The organism is Streptomyces sp. Q2, from assembly GCF_056820935.1.
The window spans coordinates 73805-88245 of the sequence record NZ_JBXEJE010000016.1; the positions used below are offsets into that span (position 1 = coordinate 73805).

The 14441-nt window shown below is 71.8% G+C and carries 15 protein-coding genes and 1 pseudogene; 11 read left to right on the forward strand and 5 right to left on the reverse strand.

Annotated features, from left to right (window positions below):
- Positions 1–20 precede the first annotated feature (20 nt).
- Positions 21–809 (forward strand): S1 family peptidase, encoded by a 789-nt coding sequence (locus ACWBNA_RS19050; RefSeq protein WP_482705607.1) that lies wholly within the window; start codon positions 21–23, stop codon positions 807–809.
- A gap of 153 nt (positions 810–962) precedes the next feature.
- Here ACWBNA_RS19050 and ACWBNA_RS19055 read toward each other — a convergent pair whose 3' ends face one another.
- The 4 genes and pseudogenes from ACWBNA_RS19055 to ACWBNA_RS19070 all read right to left on the reverse strand — a co-directional run bounded on the left by ACWBNA_RS19055 (position 963) and on the right by ACWBNA_RS19070 (position 4253).
- Positions 963–2069 carry a winged helix DNA-binding domain-containing protein gene (locus ACWBNA_RS19055; RefSeq protein ID WP_482705608.1) on the reverse strand — a complete coding sequence of 369 codons (1107 nt, stop codon included), beginning with the start codon at positions 2067–2069 and terminating at the stop codon, positions 963–965.
- 348 nt (positions 2070–2417) lie between these two features.
- Positions 2418–2537 (reverse strand): annotated as a pseudogene (locus ACWBNA_RS19060) (cyclase family protein); the annotation flags it as partial.
- Complete coding sequence (locus ACWBNA_RS19065) at positions 2534–3067, reverse strand: fumarylacetoacetate hydrolase family protein (protein ID WP_482705609.1); 534 nt, start codon at positions 3065–3067, stop codon at positions 2534–2536. The gene ACWBNA_RS19065 and the pseudogene ACWBNA_RS19060, both read right to left, overlap by 4 nt.
- Before the next feature lie 388 nt (positions 3068–3455).
- Complete coding sequence (locus ACWBNA_RS19070; protein ID WP_482705610.1) at positions 3456–4253, reverse strand: VOC family protein; 798 nt, start codon at positions 4251–4253, stop codon at positions 3456–3458.
- Positions 4254–4685: 432 nt separating this feature from the next.
- Here ACWBNA_RS19070 and ACWBNA_RS19075 point away from each other — a divergent pair, with 432 nt between their 5' ends.
- The 10 genes from ACWBNA_RS19075 to ACWBNA_RS19120 all read left to right on the forward strand — a co-directional run bounded on the left by ACWBNA_RS19075 (position 4686) and on the right by ACWBNA_RS19120 (position 13284).
- Entirely contained in the window at positions 4686–6341 is a 1656-nt protein-coding gene (locus tag ACWBNA_RS19075; protein WP_482705611.1) for an FAD-dependent oxidoreductase, read from the forward strand.
- Between the two features lie 232 nt (positions 6342–6573).
- The gene (locus ACWBNA_RS19080) at positions 6574–7002 is read left to right on the forward strand and encodes a hypothetical protein (protein ID WP_482705613.1); all 429 of its coding nucleotides are present in this window, start codon (positions 6574–6576) and stop codon (positions 7000–7002) included.
- 116 nt (positions 7003–7118) lie between these two features.
- Positions 7119–7814, forward strand: a complete 696-nt coding sequence (locus ACWBNA_RS19085) for a class F sortase (protein WP_482705614.1) — start codon at positions 7119–7121, stop codon at positions 7812–7814.
- A 147-nt stretch (positions 7815–7961) separates the two neighbouring features.
- Positions 7962–9119 carry a SchA/CurD-like domain-containing protein gene (locus ACWBNA_RS19090; protein ID WP_482705615.1) on the forward strand — a complete coding sequence of 386 codons (1158 nt, stop codon included), beginning with the start codon at positions 7962–7964 and terminating at the stop codon, positions 9117–9119.
- Positions 9120–9186: 67 nt separating this feature from the next.
- On the forward strand, positions 9187–9648 hold the full coding sequence (locus ACWBNA_RS19095) for a cupin domain-containing protein (RefSeq protein WP_482705616.1): 462 nt from the start codon (positions 9187–9189) through the stop codon (positions 9646–9648).
- Complete coding sequence (locus ACWBNA_RS19100) at positions 9645–10913, forward strand: beta-ketoacyl-[acyl-carrier-protein] synthase family protein (RefSeq protein ID WP_482705617.1); 1269 nt, start codon at positions 9645–9647, stop codon at positions 10911–10913. Before ACWBNA_RS19095 ends, ACWBNA_RS19100 begins: the two co-directional genes overlap by 4 nt.
- Positions 10910–12160, forward strand: coding sequence for a ketosynthase chain-length factor (locus ACWBNA_RS19105; protein ID WP_482705619.1), 1251 nt, complete (start codon positions 10910–10912; stop codon positions 12158–12160). The genes ACWBNA_RS19100 and ACWBNA_RS19105 overlap by 4 nt, the downstream gene beginning before the upstream one ends.
- A gap of 32 nt (positions 12161–12192) precedes the next feature.
- On the forward strand, positions 12193–12450 hold the full coding sequence (locus tag ACWBNA_RS19110) for an acyl carrier protein (RefSeq protein WP_482705621.1): 258 nt from the start codon (positions 12193–12195) through the stop codon (positions 12448–12450).
- Between the two features lies 1 nt (position 12451).
- A complete protein-coding gene (locus ACWBNA_RS19115; RefSeq protein ID WP_482705622.1) occupies positions 12452–12931 on the forward strand; it encodes an SRPBCC family protein in 480 nt (159 codons plus the stop codon).
- 20 nt (positions 12932–12951) lie between these two features.
- Positions 12952–13284, forward strand: coding sequence for a TcmI family type II polyketide cyclase (locus tag ACWBNA_RS19120; RefSeq protein WP_482705623.1), 333 nt, complete (start codon positions 12952–12954; stop codon positions 13282–13284).
- 91 nt (positions 13285–13375) lie between these two features.
- On the opposite strand, the gene ACWBNA_RS19125 is transcribed toward ACWBNA_RS19120, so the two are convergent.
- A complete protein-coding gene (locus ACWBNA_RS19125; RefSeq protein WP_482705624.1) occupies positions 13376–14404 on the reverse strand; it encodes a methyltransferase in 1029 nt (342 codons plus the stop codon).
- Between the last annotated feature and the right edge of the window lie 37 nt (positions 14405–14441).

The window sequence follows — 14441 nt, forward strand, 5'->3', positions numbered from 1 at the left end:
AACACCCAATGAGGAGACTCATGTTCGGGATCGACCGCGCCAAGAAGACCGCCGCCGCCCTCGCTGCCACCGCCGCCGCCGCGACCGCTCTGCTCGGCGCCCCCGCCGCCGTCGCCGCCCCCCAGCCCATCGTCGGGGGTACGACGACCACGACGACCGCCTACCCGTTCATGATGCAGATCACGGACGCCTCGCAGAACCAGTTCTGCGGCGGCACCCTGGTCTCGGCCACCAAGGTCGTCACCGCGGCCCACTGCATGGTCGGCGAGACCACCAGCAGCGTCAGAGTCGTCGGCGGCCGTACCTACCTGAACGGGACCAACGGCACGGTCGCGCGGGTCAGCAAGATCTGGATCCACCCCAGCTACACGGACGCCACCAACGGCGACGACGTGGCCGTCCTGACCCTGTCGACGTCGATGCCGTACACCAAGGCGTCGTACGTCACCTCCTCCCAGACGGGCGTGTACGCGGCCGGCACCACCGCCCGCATCGTCGGCTGGGGCACCACCTCCGCGGGCGGCAGCTCCTCCAACCAGCTGCGCACCGCGACCGTGCCGACCGTCTCCAACTCCAGCTGCTCCACCTCCTACGGCTCCGACTACATCGCGAGCGACATGGTCTGCGCCGGATACACCTCCGGCGGCGTCGACACCTGCCAGGGCGACAGCGGCGGTCCCCTGCTCATCGGGGGCGTCCTGGCAGGGATCACTTCCTGGGGCGAGGGCTGCGCGGAGGCCGGTTACCCGGGTGTCTACACCCGGCTGACCACCTTCTCCAGCCTGGTGACCACACAGGTCAACTCGTGACCCGGAAGGTCTCCCGGGCACACCCCGGGTGAAAAACCAGGGGGCGTTGCGGGCCTCCACGAGCGGCCCGCAGCGCCCTCTATCCATGGCCATGACAGGAATTCATGGCGGAGACGGGAATCCATGGCGGTGGCACGGCGGCCGACTGACCCGTCACCGCAGTACGGTCCCGAAGCGGATGTCGTACGACGATCCCCGGTGCATCACCGTCACCATCCGCTCCCCCTCGGCCACGACCTCGTTCCGCTGCGCCTTGGTGAGCCGGCCGAAGGGCTCGACGACCAGCGCGTCCGCCTCCAGCTTCCACACACCCGCCAGGAAGCCGTCGACCAGCAGCGTGCGATGGGCCAGGTTGCCCTGCCAGGCGTTGCCCCGGTACTCGGGCGGTACGACACGGGTGCGGTCGGCGTGCGACAGCAGCAGATTGTCGAACTCGGGGAGGAAGCGGGGCGGGGCCGGGGTGTCAGGGTCCGGCCGGGGCGCGTCCGGGAGGTCGAAGAGTTCCACGCCCTTCTCGTCCCGGAAGGTGACCAGCCGCGGGCGGAGTCGTTCGAAGGCGTCGCGCAGCCGGGTCAGACCGGCCCAGGTCTGCATGTCCTTCACCGAGGCGGGGCCGAAGGCGGCGAGGTAGCGCAGCACGGTCGCGTCGCGGGCCGGTGCCGGCTGTGCCGGCCGGCCCAGCCAGTGCTCGGCGGTGGTGAGGACGACCTGGCCGCTCTTGCCCCACAGTCCGCGCGGGGTGACCTGGACGAGCGGCAGCTTGCAGCGGGCGGCGATCGCGAGGGCCTGCGGGTCGGCGTCCGGCCACTCGACGAGCAGCGCCTCGCGCAACTGCTTCATCGTGCGCGGCTCGGCCTCGACGAGGTCGCGGGCAAGGGCGGCGAGCCGGTCGAGGTCGACGCCCTGGAGTCCCTTGCGGAACACGGTGAGTTCGCGGTCCCGGGCGGGCTGCACCAGCGGCCGCAGGGTGAGGCAGTCGTCGGCGGTGTGGGTGTGGATGGTCGAGCGCATGCTGACGATACGGACGACCTGACGCCGCGCCATCAGCCCGGACAGCTCCTCCGGCGTGAAACCGTCGAGGCGGGCGGCGAGGGCGTAGTACGGCGGCTTCACGTTCTGCGCCTGCAGGCCCACCAGGTGTGCGACGGCCGCCTCGGCGGACAGCGGCGCGAGGCGCAGGAGCAGCTGCCGGTCGAGGGTGGCCCGGTTGAGGGCGCGGTCGTCGAGCACGGGGGCCGTCGCGGACGTCGTCTTCGTCATGCTGCGTACGGTAGCCAGGCTTGCGGACACCCGCTGTCCGCAAGCCTGGCTGCGGCAGGCCGGGTATCCCGGAGCCCCGAAGCAAACGGTCACCTATCGGCGGCTCGGGGGAACGTCAGACGCCGATCGGCGCCAGCATCTGGGCAGACAGCTCTTGTGCGGCGGCGGCCCTGAGCGCGTCGGCAGTGCGGACGTCCGCCGGGTGGAACATCTCGAGCGACAGTTCCGCCACGGTGATGTCCGTCGCCGCCCCGAACGTGGTCGCCTGCTCAGGCGTCCGGGCGCAGGACGTCCGCGCGCAGGGCGTCCGAGATCGGCTTGGCGCCGCCGTGGGCGGTGAGGCCGCCATCGCTTGGCCTCGTCGAGGAAGTTGAGTGTGCCCAGCACGTCCTCCTCGCCCCAACGTCCCTAGTTGGAGTAGGACTCGGCGGCCTCGGCGATCGCACCCTCGGGGTCGTGGCGGTTCACGAAGCGTCCCCGACGCACCGGGTGCGCTGGACGCCCAGACCAATGATGGACCCCTCCATGACGTCGCCGTAGCGCAGCAGCCGCCCCCAGTGGATGCCGTTGCCGGTCGGGCTCCCAGTCAACACCACTTCTCCCGGGAGGAGTTGAGCGCTCTGTGAGACGTACGACACCAGCCGCGCGACCCCGAAGAGCATGTCCTTGGTGGACTCGTCCTGCATCGTCCGGCCGTTCAGCTTCAGCGTGACCCGCAGGTCACCGGGGTCCGCGATCGACTCGGCCGGGACGAGCCACGGTCCGAGCGGGGTTGCGGTCGCGGAGACGGGAGACGTGAACGGCCGGTCCTGCGGGCGGACTTGGTGGTGTGCCGGACCCGGTCGCCCCCGGAATCGGGGGCCGCGACCGGAGCCGGCACGGTCGCGCCAGGCAGGAGGTGGCATGCCGGCCGCCAGCCACCCGTAGCCCACGGCCAGGAGGTCGACGGACAGCGGAGCGAGTACCGCCATGATGTTTCTCCCCCTCATGCGGCTCATCCGCGCCCCGCGGGGCCGGGCCCGTACAACAATCCGCCGCGCCTCGGCATAGGAGCGTGCCGCACCGAGATCCCGGGCGAACTCGCCGGTCACGGCGTCGAATCCGGACCGGCGGACACGGTTGCGCCCGCCGCGGGAGCGTCAGCGGACAGGCGGCGTCGTCTTCCAGAACGGGCAGATGAGCCGCAGCAGTGTTCGCGGCCCTCGCGCCGCCCCTGACCGTCTGGGACCGGGGCGAGAGGGCGGGGGCTGCCGTTCGGCGACGGCACCGCGGGCCGCACGGAGGACACAGCGGCTCGAAGGACGGAGCGGCCGCCGGGCACGGTCCGGTTGTGGCGCTCGGTGCCGTCGGTGGAGAGGACCGGCCGTCCGGCCGGCCCGGTGAGGATCAGCCGCGGGCCGGCGTGAGCACCACGAAGTCCGCGTCGGCCGGGTCGAGGCAGATGGCCAGCCGGCCGACGCCCTCCGCGTCCTCCGGTCCCATCTGCACGCTGCCGCCGCTCTCGGTGACCTTGGCGACGGTGGCGTCGCAGTCGGCGACGGCGAAGACCGGGTGCCAGTACGGCCGCCCGTTCGTCAGCGCGAGGTCCTGCTCGCGGAGCTGCATGAGACCGCCCTGCATGCGCTCCTCGGGAAGGTCGGCGGGGGTGACGAGGGAGTACGTGCCCGCGCCGCTCGGCAGCTCCATGTCACTGAACCGCCAGCCGAAGACAGCGCCGTAGAACTCCTTCGCGGCCGCGGCGTCGGTCGTGTACAGCTCGGTCCAGGAGAGCGAACCCGGCTCGTCCGCCAGCTCGAAACCACGGTTCGTCCCCGGCTGCCAGACGGCGAACTGGGCCCCCGACGGGTCGCTGTACTGCGCCATCCGGCCCCAGTCGTCGAGGTCCCTCGGCGCCACCCGCACCGTGCCGCCCGCGCGCTCCACGGCCTGGGTCGTGGCGTCCGCGTCGGTGACGGTGTAGTAGACCATCCAGGCCGGGCGCGCGCCCTCCTCGGTGAGCTTGCCGAGCCCGGCGACGGTCTTGCCGTCCTTCTGGAACATCCCGCCCTCCATGTCCTGCGACTCGCCCATGGGCTGGTACTCCCAGCCGAGCACCGCGCCGTAGAAGGCCGCGGCGGCGCGGACGTCGGGGGTACCGAGGTCGAGCCAACAGGGGGAGCCGGGAGTGAGGTCAGTGGTGATCACGGCGATTCCCTTTCGCAGATCGTGTGTGCCGTCGGCGTGACAGCGGGTACGGACAGTCGCGCGTCGGCCGCTCCGCGGTGTGGAGTGCGCGTTCCGATGCCGGGGATCCGCACGTCCGGCGGATCACTCCCCCGTGCGCCGGCCGTGGTGCGCGGGTGCCGACGCTTCGCCTTCGACAGCTCCCGCCCGCCTGACTCGGCGGTCCGCACCACGGCCTGGGACTCCAGGATCCCCCGGCCCGCCGGGGTCGGCACGCGGGCCGGGCCGAATGGAGGGCACAGCCACGGCGAGGCCGCCGGGCGGGACCTCGACGCGGCCGAATGGGGCGGGTGAAGCGGGTGAAGCCTGGGCCGTCGTCCGCCGGGCGGGGCATGCATGAAGGTCCCGTCCGTACCGGCCGAGTCGGCGGACACGACGTGCTGGAGGCGAGTGATGAAGGAAAGAGCCGGACAGGCCGGCGACACGATCCACAAGGTCCCGGTCCTGATCGTCGGCGGTTCCCTGGTGGGGCTGTCGACCTCGCTGTTCCTGGGCCGACTGGGGGTGCGGCACACCTTGGTGGAGCGCCACGCGGGCACCTCCATCCACCCCCGGGGCAGGGGCAACAACGTACGCACCATGGAGCTTTTCCGGGTGGCGGGCGTGGAGCCGGGGATCCATGAGGCCGCGGCCACGCTGGCGGACAACCACGGCATCCTGCAGGCGCCGACCCTGGTCGGCGACGAGGGCACGTGGCTGTTCCGGGACATCGATCCGGGTGGCGGGCTGGCCCGGTTCAGTCCGAGTGCCTGGTGTCTGTGCAGCCAGAACGACCTGGAGCCGGTCCTGCTCGACCACGCCGGACAGCTCGGCGGCGACGTGCGGTTCTCGACCGAACTGCTCTCGTTCGACAGCGACGACACCGGTGTCACCGCGGTGGTCAAGAGCCGGGAGACGGGCGAGCACACCACCGTCCTCGCGGACTACCTGGTCGCCGCCGACGGTCCGCGCAGCCCCGTGCGGGAACAGCTCGGCATCGGCCAGAACGGTCCCGGCGACCTGTTCCACAACGTCAGCGTCACCTTCCGCTCCCGTCGCCTGGCCGAGGTGGTGGGGGATCGCCGGTTCATCGTCTGCTACCTGACCGATCCGGACGCCGACGGTGCGCTGCTGCCCGTGGACAACCGCGAGAACTGGGTCTTCCACGCCCCCTGGCACCCCGAACTCGGCGAAACGATGGAGGAGTTCACCGACGAGCGGTGTGTCGACCACATCCGCCGGGCGGTCGGGGACTTCGACCTCGACGTGCAGATCACCGGGAAGGCTCCCTGGCACGCCGCCCAGCGTGTGGCACGGACGTATCGGGCCGGGCGGGTCTTCCTGGCCGGCGACTCGGCCCACGAGATGTCACCCACCGGTGCCTTCGGCTCCAACACCGGTATCCAGGACGCGCACAACCTCGCCTGGAAGCTGGCCGCGGTCCTCGGCGGCTGGGCAGGGGACGGGCTGCTCGACACCTACGACGCCGAACGACGCCCGGTGGCGGAGGCGACCAGCGCCCGCGCGGCCGCCCGGTCCGCCGAGCACAGCCACCCCGGATTCACCCCGCCGCCCGGCCCCGGCGGCGCACCTCAGCGCGGCGTCCTCAACGTGGCCCTCGGCTACCGCTACCCGAGCGGCGCGGTCGTCGGCACCGACCCCACGACCCCGGTGGTCCCGGAGAAGCTCGACCTGACCGGGGAACCCGGCAGCAGGGCACCACACCTGTGGGTACGGCACCAGGGCGAGCGCATCTCCACCCTGGACCTCTACGAGCGGTCCCTGGTCCTGCTGAGCGACGCCGCCGAGCCGAGCGGATGGCACGAGTGCGCCACCCGCCTCGCGGAACAGTTGTCCGTCCCGCTGCTCTCCTACCGGGTGGGGGCCGGCCCCGACGCCGAGCTGACGCCCGAGGACGGTACGGACTGGCTCGAACGCCACGGCACGACACGTGGCGGTGCCGTACTCGTCCGGCCCGACGGGTTCGTGGCCTGGCGATCCCCCGGCCCGGACCCGGACGCCGAGTCGACACTGCGTCATGTCGTGAGGACCGCGCTGTCCCTGACCTGACCTGACCGACCACGACCCGCGATGAGCGTGGCCGGCCGACAGCCATGCTGTCGGCCGGCCACATGCCGTACCGGGCCCCCCGGACCGCGGCACCGCCCGGCCAAGTCGATCACCCGGCTGAGTGGCTGGAGTGGTGGGATACGGAATGCTGGCTGACGGTGGATCACGTCAGGGCCGGGTCACCACAGCTGACGAAGCGCCAGCTGCCCGGTCGTGGCGAAAGGACTCTCGCATGCGTTCTGCTCGCATCCTCCTGGCCACCGCGGCGGCCTCGGCCGTCCTCGCCGTCACCGCACCCGGCGCCTACGCAGCCGCGGGTGACTGGAACCACGACGGATCCTCCTACAGCAAGGAACACGACAAGGGCGGCAGTCACGACGCACCGCGCGGTGGCATGCACACGGGCGGCGGTGCGCTGACCGCGGTGACGGCGGACGACTCGGGCACCTCTCGCGACAGCGGGCACGGCAAGGACTCCTCCTGGACCAAGGACAGCGAGGACTCCTGGAGCGGCGGTCACCACAAGCCCAGCGGCGGGATGCACACCGGAGGCGGCGCGCTGGCCGCGCCCGGTGTGACCGCGGGCGGTCTGGCGGTTCTGGCCGTCGCCGGAACCGGTCTGTACGCCGTGCGCCGCAAGAGGGCCAACGGCCTGGCCTGACCCGTGCCGGACGCGATAGCGACCGCGGCCGCCACCGGTTCGTGTGGCGGCCGCCCCGGCCGGTCACCGGCCCGCCCCGTCCGCCCAGCTCCCGTGCCCCACAGAGGTGGTCTCCGATGGCAGTCCCTCCTTCCTCCCCCACCGACGACGAGCCGCGGCCCGCCGGCCAGGGCTCCCGCGGAGGCCTGATGGTGGTGTGCGCCACGGCTCTCCTGGTCGTGGCGGTCAGCCTCATCGGCGGCCGGGACACGTCGACCGGCGCGTCCCTCCCGCCGCGGGCCCAGCAGGCCCCACAAGCCCAGCAAGACCCGTACACCACAGCGCCCCCCTCGCCCGCCGGCCCCGCGACGGGAAAGCACCTGCCGCGATCGAGGCCCGTGCGCCTCCTCATCCCGAAGATCTACGTGGACGCCCCCTTCACGGACCTCGCCATCGGCCCCACGGGGCAGCTCGAACCACCGCCAGCCGACGACATCAACCTCGTCGGCTGGCACGCGAAGGGCGTCTCCCCCGGCGAGCGGGGCACCGCCATCATCGCCGGACACGTCGACACGGCGACCTCCGCCGCCGTCTTCGCCGGGCTCGGCGAGCTGAAGAAGGGCGACACGTTCCGGGTCCTGCGGGCCGACCGGCGCGAGGCGACCTTCGTCGTCGACAGCGTGGAGACCTTCGACAAGGACCACTTCCCCAGCCGACGGGTGTACGGCGACACGCCTGACGCCCAGGTCAGGCTCATCACGTGCGCGGGCGACTACGACCGCACGGCCCGGGACTACACGGACAACCTGGTGGTCTTCGCCCACCTCACCTGACCTGGTTCCGCCCCGCGGCCAGTCACCCGCGTAGTCCATACGAATCGCGCGCCGGTGAGGACCTGATCAGGATCGACTCACGCCCCCCTCGGAGCGCCGCGACCGAAGGTCGCCGTTCCCCTTTCCGCGAAGGAGATGTGCCCCAGGATGACCACCACGTCTGCACCTGCCTCCCAGCCGCTGACCCAGAAGGTGTCGCCGCGTGTCTCCCAGTCAGTCTTCGACGGCTCCAGGCTCCGGGTCGTCCTGCTGGTGGACGTCTACGACGGCGCCCAGCAGCAGTTCCTGGAGGCGTACGAGCAACTCTGCAACCAGGTCGCGTCCGTTCCCGGGCATGTCAGCGATCAGCTGTGCCAGTCGATCGAGAATCCTTCCCAATGGCTCATCACCAGTGAGTGGGAGAGCGCTCCGCCCTTCCTCACCTGGGTGAACAGCGAAGCGCACGTGCGGATGGTGGAGCCGCTGCACAGCTGTGTCCGGGACACCCGGTCGCTGCGCTTCCACGTCGTCCGCGAGACGGGCGGCCCGGCGGTGGACGCCGAGGCCGCCACCCGCGGGCTGCAGGTGGCACCCCGGATCGGTGACGGCGTCATCCGCCACGCGCTGACCTTCACGGTCAAGCCAGGCAGCGAGGAGACCGTCGCCAAGATCCTCGCCGACTACGCCTCGCCCGAGCCGCGGGTCGACGACACCACCCGGCTGTGCCGCACCTCCCTGTTCATGCACGGCAACCGGGTGGTGCGGGCCATCGAGGTGCGGGGCGACCTGCTCGCGGCGCTGCGTCACGTGTCCCGGCAGCCCGAGGTACGGGCCGTCGAGGAGGCCATCAACCCGTATCTGGAGCAGGACCGGGACCTCAACGACCCCGAGTCCGCCCGGGTCTTCTTCACCCGGGCCGCGCTGCCCGCCGTCCACCATGTGACGGCCGAGCAGGAGGACCCGGCGGGGCAGCGGCTGGCGTTGTGCTACCCGGTCCGGCCCGGCTGCGGCCTGCAGCTGGCCCAGCTGCTCGCCCAGCAGGACGAGACGGCGGCCGACGATCCGCGCAGCCCGGTCCTGCGCAGCACGATCTTCCAGCGCGACGACGTCGTGGTGCGCCTCATCGACGTACGGGGCGGCCTCGACGCCGGCGAGCTCGCGCTGTCCCTCGGTCTGCGAGACCCGGGCAAGGGGGCCGAGTTGACGAAGTTCCTGGACGGCGCCGTCTGTGCCGGCGGTGGCGCGCCGACGGACGACGATCTCACCCGCTTCCTCGAGCTCACCCGTATGGAACTCGTCACCGACCGCCGCTCGCCGGACGCCTGATTTCCCCTCAGCGGGTCGCGGCGGCCAAGGCCCGCACGTCGACACAGCACACGATCGGAGCAACGTCGTGATCAAACCCCGTCCCAGAATCGTGGATCTCAGCGAGGTCGAGCCCAACACCCGGCGCGGCGGCGATCTGCGCGCCCTGCTCACTCCGACGACGGTCGGGTCCACCAGCGGTTTCATGGGCGTGGCCATCGTGCAGCCCGGCGACCGCATCGCCGAGCACTACCACCCGTACTCCGAGGAGTTCATCTACGTCCTGTGCGGGCAGCTGGAGGTGGACCTCGACGGCGACCCCCACCCGCTGCAGCCCGAGCAGGGGCTCATGATCCCCGCCCATGTGCGGCACCGGTTCCGCAACGTCGGCAACGTGGAGGCCCGCATCGTCTTCCACCTCGGTCCGCTCGCCCCGACCCCGCCGCAGGGCCACGTGGACACCGAGGAGAGCGACGCCGTCCCGGTCGTGGAGGAGGGAGTCCACGCGGGTTCGGGCCGGGTGGCGGAGCGACGTCAGGTGCGTTCATGACCAGGCGCGTGGCGGTCACCGGCATAGGCATCGTCGCTCCCGGTGGCATCGGCGTACCGGCGTTCTGGGATCTGCTGGCGGGCGGGCGCACCGCGACGCGGGGCATCACCTTCTTCGACCCGAGCGGTCTGCGGTCGCGGATCGCCGCCGAGTGCGACTTCGACCCCGCGGCCCACGGGCTGGAGGCGGAACAGGTCGCGCGGTGCGACCGGTACATCCAGTTCGCGCTGGTCGCCGGCGAGGAGGCGGTACGGGACTCCGGCCTCGACCTCGAAGCGGAGGATCCCTGGCGGGTCGGGGTCTCCCTGGGCACCGCGGTCGGCGGCACCACCCGGCTGGAGCACGACTACGTCCTGGTCAGCCACGGCGGGCAGCGCTGGGACGTGGACCACCGCGAGGCGGGTCCGCACCTGCACCGCGCGTTCTCACCCAGCACGCTCGCCTCGACGGTGGCGGAACAGGTGGGGGCACGCGGGCCGGTGCAGACCGTCTCCACGGGCTGCACCTCGGGGCTCGACGCGGTCGGGTACGCCTTCCACACGATCGAGGAGGGCCGGGCCGACGTGTGCATCGCCGGCGCCTCGGACTCGCCGATCTCCCCGATCACCATGGCGTGCTTCGACGCGATCAAGGCCACGTCCCCGAACAACGACGACCCCGAGCACGCCTCGCGTCCCTTCGACGCCGACCGCAACGGGTTCGTCATGGGCGAGGGCGGCGCCGTACTCGTCCTGGAGGAGCTCGAACACGCCCGGGCCCGCGGCGCGCGGGTGTACTGCGAGCTGAGCGGCTACGCGACCTTCGGCAACGCCTACCACATGACCGGTCTGACCAGCGAGGGCCTGGAGATGGCCCGGGCCATCGGGGACGCCCTCGACCATGCCCGGCTCGACGGTACCGCGATCGACTACGTCAACGCGCACGGGTCGGGCACCCAGCAGAACGACCGTCACGAGACCGCCGCGGTGAAACGGGCCCTGGGACCGCACGCCTACGACACCCCCATGAGCTCCATCAAGTCCATGGTGGGCCACTCCCTGGGCGCGATCGGGGCGATCGAGGTCGTCGCCTGCGTCCTGGCCCTGGCCCACCAGGTGGTGCCGCCCACCGCGAACTACGAGACGCCGGACCCCGAGTGCGACCTGGACTACGTGCCGCGGGTCGCTCGCGAGCGGAAGCTGAACAGCGTGCTCTCCGTGGGCAGCGGGTTCGGCGGCTTCCAGTCCGCGGTGGTCCTGACCCGGCCGAGGGAGAGGACACGATGAGCCAGCCTCGTCCACGGCGCGCCGCCGTCACCGGAATCGGTGTGGTCGCGCCCAACGGAACCAGCACCGAGTCCTTCTGGAAGTCCACCCAGGAAGGCATCAGCGTCCTCGACCGGGTCACCCGCGAGGGCTGTGAGCACCTGCCGCTGCGGGTGGCCGGCGAAGTGCGGGACTTCGAGCCGGCGGAGGCGGTGGAGGAACGTTGTCTCGTCCAGACCGACCGGTTCACGCACTTCGCGATGGCCGCGGCCGACCTCGCGCTGGACGACGCCCGCCTCGGCCAGGCCGACACCCGTGAGGTGCCGTTCTCCGTGGGCGTGGTCACCGCGGCCGGTTCCGGCGGCGGCGAGTTCGGCCAGCGGGAGCTGCAGCAGCTGTGGGGCAAGGGCAGTCGCTTCGTCGGCCCGTACCAGTCGATCGCCTGGTTCTACGCCGCCAGCACCGGCCAGGTCTCCATCCGCCGCGGCTTCAAGGGGCCCTGCTCGGTCGTCGCCGCCGACGAGGCGGGCGGCCTGGACGCCCTCGCCCACGCGGCGCGTGCCGTACGGCGTGGCACCGACGTGATCGTGGCCGGCTCCACCGAGGCACCGCTCGCCCCCTACTCGGTGGTGTGCCAGCTCGGTTACGCGGAGCTGAGCACCGCCGAGGACCCGGCGCACGCCTACCGCCCGTTCACCGACGGGGCCTGCGGATTCGTGCCCGCCGAGGGCGGCGCGATGCTCGTCGTGGAGGAGGAGGCCTCGGCCCGGGAGCGGGGCGCGCGCGTGCGGGCCACGCTCGCCGGGCACGCGGCGACGTTCACCGGGGCCTCGCGCTGGGAGCAGTCCCGGGAGGGCCTCGCGCAGGCCATCCGCGGGGCCCTGGACGAGGCCGGCTGCGCCCCCGAGGAGATCGACGTGGTCTTCGCCGACGCGCTCGGCGTACCGGAGGCGGACCGTGCCGAGGCGCTGGCGATCGCCGACGCCCTCGGCGCGCACGGCCGGCGGGTGCCGGTCACCGCGCCGAAGACCGGTATCGGCCGCGGGTACTGCGCGGCCCCCGTGCTGGACGCCGCGGCGGCGGTGCTCGCGATGGAGCACGGTCTGATCCCGCCCACCCCCAATGTTTTCGACGTCTGCCATGACCTCGATCTGGTGACCGTCCGCGCCCGTGCCGCCGAGCCGCGCACGGCGCTGGTCCTCAGCCGGGGGCTCATGGGCTCCAACTCGGCGCTGGTGCTCAGGCACGGCGCCGCCGACGCCTCGTAGCGAGGCGCCGCGCAACAAAGGAGAGGAACCGCATGAGTGACCGCATCACCGTGGAAGAACTGGCCGAGCTGATGAAGAAGGCCGCGGGAGTCACCGTCGCGCCGGAGGACCTGGAGCAGCGACGCGACTCCGGCTTCGACGGCCTCGGCATCGACTCGCTCGGACTGCTCGGCATCGTGGGCGAGTTGGAGAACCGGTACGGCGCGCCGATGCCTCCGGACGCGGAGCGCTGCAAGACGCCCCGGCAGTTCCTCGATCTCGTCAACGGCGCCCTCCCGGCAGGAGCGTGACATGACCGGACACACGCAGAACGAGATCACCATCGCCGCGCCGCTGGACCTGGTCTGGGACATGACCAACGACCTCGAGAACTGGACGCAGCTGTTCAGCGAGTACGCGTCCGTCGAGGTCCTGTCGCGGGAGGGGAACAAGACCACCTTCCGGCTGACCATGCACCCCGACGAGAACGGCATCGTGTGGAGCTGGGTCTCGGAACGGGAGCCGGACCGCGACACGCTCAGCGTCAAGGCCCGCCGCGTGGAGACCGGGCCCTTCGCCCACATGGACATCCGCTGGCAGTACGAGAAGGTGCCGGGCGGCACCCGGATGGTGTGGACGCAGGACTTCGCGATGAAGCCGGACGCCCCGGTCGACGACGCCTGGATGACGGACAACATCAACCGGAACTCCAAGACCCAGATGGCCCTGATCCGGGACCGGGTCGAGAAGGCCGCCGCGGAACGCGGCCACGTGCCGACGCTGACCGACTGAGCCGGACGGAGGACGGGATCATGCACCAAGCCCTGATCGTCGCCCGGATGGCTCCGGGGTCAGCCCCGGACATCGCCAAACTGTTCGAGGAGTCGGACCGGGGAGAACTCCCGCACCTGGTGGGGGTCTCCCGGCGCAGTCTCTTCGAGTTCGGTGACGTGTACCTGCATCTCATCGAGTCCGAGCGGGATCCCGGGCCTGCCATCGCCAAGGTGGCCGGGCACCCCGAGTTCCGCGACATCAGCGAGCGGCTGTCGGCGTACGTCACGGCGTACGACCCTTCGACCTGGCGTTCACCGAAGGACGCGATGGCGCACCGCTTCTACCGCTGGGAGCGGGACTCCACCGGCTGAACGGCCCTCCCCTCCCCCGGCCACCGGTCGCCGTGCCCGCGAGTGTCTCGGGCCCGGCGACCGGTCTGCGGTGGGACGCGCTCCGGGGTGATCAGCCGGGCACGACGCAGTCGAACGCGTGCAGGTAGGGGTTGACCGGGCTGACGTCCTCGATGACCAGGCCGGCGTCGGTGAGCCGGGCGGCCATGCTCTCGGTGGTGTGCTTCGCCCCGCCCACGTTGAGGAGCAGCAGCAGGTCCATGGCGGTGCTGAACCGCATGGAGGGCGTGTCGTCGACGAGGTTCTCGACGACCACGATCCGCGTCCCCGGTCCGCCCGCCTCGATGACGTTGCGCAGGGTCCGGGCGGTGCTCTCGTCGTCCCACTCGAGGATGTTCTTGATGATGTAGACGTCGGCCTCGACCGGGACGGCCACGCGGACGTCGCCGGGGACGATACGTACGCGGTCGGCGAGGTCGCCGGTGCCGCGCAGCCGTGGCACGGCGTTCTCGACCACGCGGGGCAGGTCGAGCAGGGCGCCCCGCATCGACGGGTACTTGTCCAGCAGGCTCGCCACCACGTGGCCCTGGCCGCCGCCGATGTCGGCGACCGACGCGCTGCCGGACAGGTCCAGGAACGCCGCGACGTCCCGCGCGGACTGTTCGCTGGAGGTCGTCATGGCGCGGTTGAAGACCGCGGCCGACTCGGGGGCGTCCTCGTTGAGGTACGCGAAGAACTCCTTGCCGTACAGGTCCTGGACGACGTTCTGCCCGGTGCGCATGGCCTCGTCGAGCCTCGGCCACACGTCCCAGGTCCACGGTTCGGTGCACCACAGGGTGATGTCGCGCAGGCTGTGCGGGTCGTCCTCGCGCAGCAGCCGGGACATGTCGGTGTGCGCGAACGTCCCGTCCTGCCGCTCGGCGAAGACGCCGTAGCAGGACAGGGCCCTCAACAGCCGTCGCAGTGGCCGGGGTTCGGTCTTCACCGCGGCCGCGAGGTCCTCCACGGTCATGGGGCTGTCGCCGAGCGCGTCGGCGACCCCCAGCCGGGCGGCCGCGCGCAGGGCGGCGGCACACGCCGCGCCGAACACGAGCTCCCTCAGCCGCATGGGCGGGGGTGGGGCGGTCTGAGCGGTCGTCATGTGCCGCCTTCCTTCCTTCTTGGCCTTGTCGGGTCCA

Excerpts from the sequence above, each read along its gene's own strand:
- ACWBNA_RS19050 (WP_482705607.1), top strand. The coding sequence starts at position 21 with ATGTTCGGGATCGACCGCGCCAAGAAGACCGCCGCCGCCCTCGCTGCC.
- ACWBNA_RS19055 (WP_482705608.1), bottom strand. The coding sequence starts at position 2,069 with ATGACGAAGACGACGTCCGCGACGGCCCCCGTGCTCGACGACCGCGCC.
- ACWBNA_RS19065 (WP_482705609.1), bottom strand. The coding sequence starts at position 3,067 with ATGAGCCGCATGAGGGGGAGAAACATCATGGCGGTACTCGCTCCGCTG.
- ACWBNA_RS19075 (WP_482705611.1), top strand. The coding sequence starts at position 4,686 with ATGAAGGAAAGAGCCGGACAGGCCGGCGACACGATCCACAAGGTCCCG.
- ACWBNA_RS19080 (WP_482705613.1), top strand. The coding sequence starts at position 6,574 with ATGCGTTCTGCTCGCATCCTCCTGGCCACCGCGGCGGCCTCGGCCGTC.
- ACWBNA_RS19085 (WP_482705614.1), top strand. The coding sequence starts at position 7,119 with ATGGCAGTCCCTCCTTCCTCCCCCACCGACGACGAGCCGCGGCCCGCC.
- ACWBNA_RS19090 (WP_482705615.1), top strand. The coding sequence starts at position 7,962 with ATGACCACCACGTCTGCACCTGCCTCCCAGCCGCTGACCCAGAAGGTG.
- ACWBNA_RS19100 (WP_482705617.1), top strand. The coding sequence starts at position 9,645 with ATGACCAGGCGCGTGGCGGTCACCGGCATAGGCATCGTCGCTCCCGGT.
- ACWBNA_RS19105 (WP_482705619.1), top strand. The coding sequence starts at position 10,910 with ATGAGCCAGCCTCGTCCACGGCGCGCCGCCGTCACCGGAATCGGTGTG.
- ACWBNA_RS19110 (WP_482705621.1), top strand. The coding sequence starts at position 12,193 with ATGAGTGACCGCATCACCGTGGAAGAACTGGCCGAGCTGATGAAGAAG.
- ACWBNA_RS19115 (WP_482705622.1), top strand. The coding sequence starts at position 12,452 with ATGACCGGACACACGCAGAACGAGATCACCATCGCCGCGCCGCTGGAC.
- ACWBNA_RS19120 (WP_482705623.1), top strand. The coding sequence starts at position 12,952 with ATGCACCAAGCCCTGATCGTCGCCCGGATGGCTCCGGGGTCAGCCCCG.
- ACWBNA_RS19125 (WP_482705624.1), bottom strand. The coding sequence starts at position 14,404 with ATGACGACCGCTCAGACCGCCCCACCCCCGCCCATGCGGCTGAGGGAG.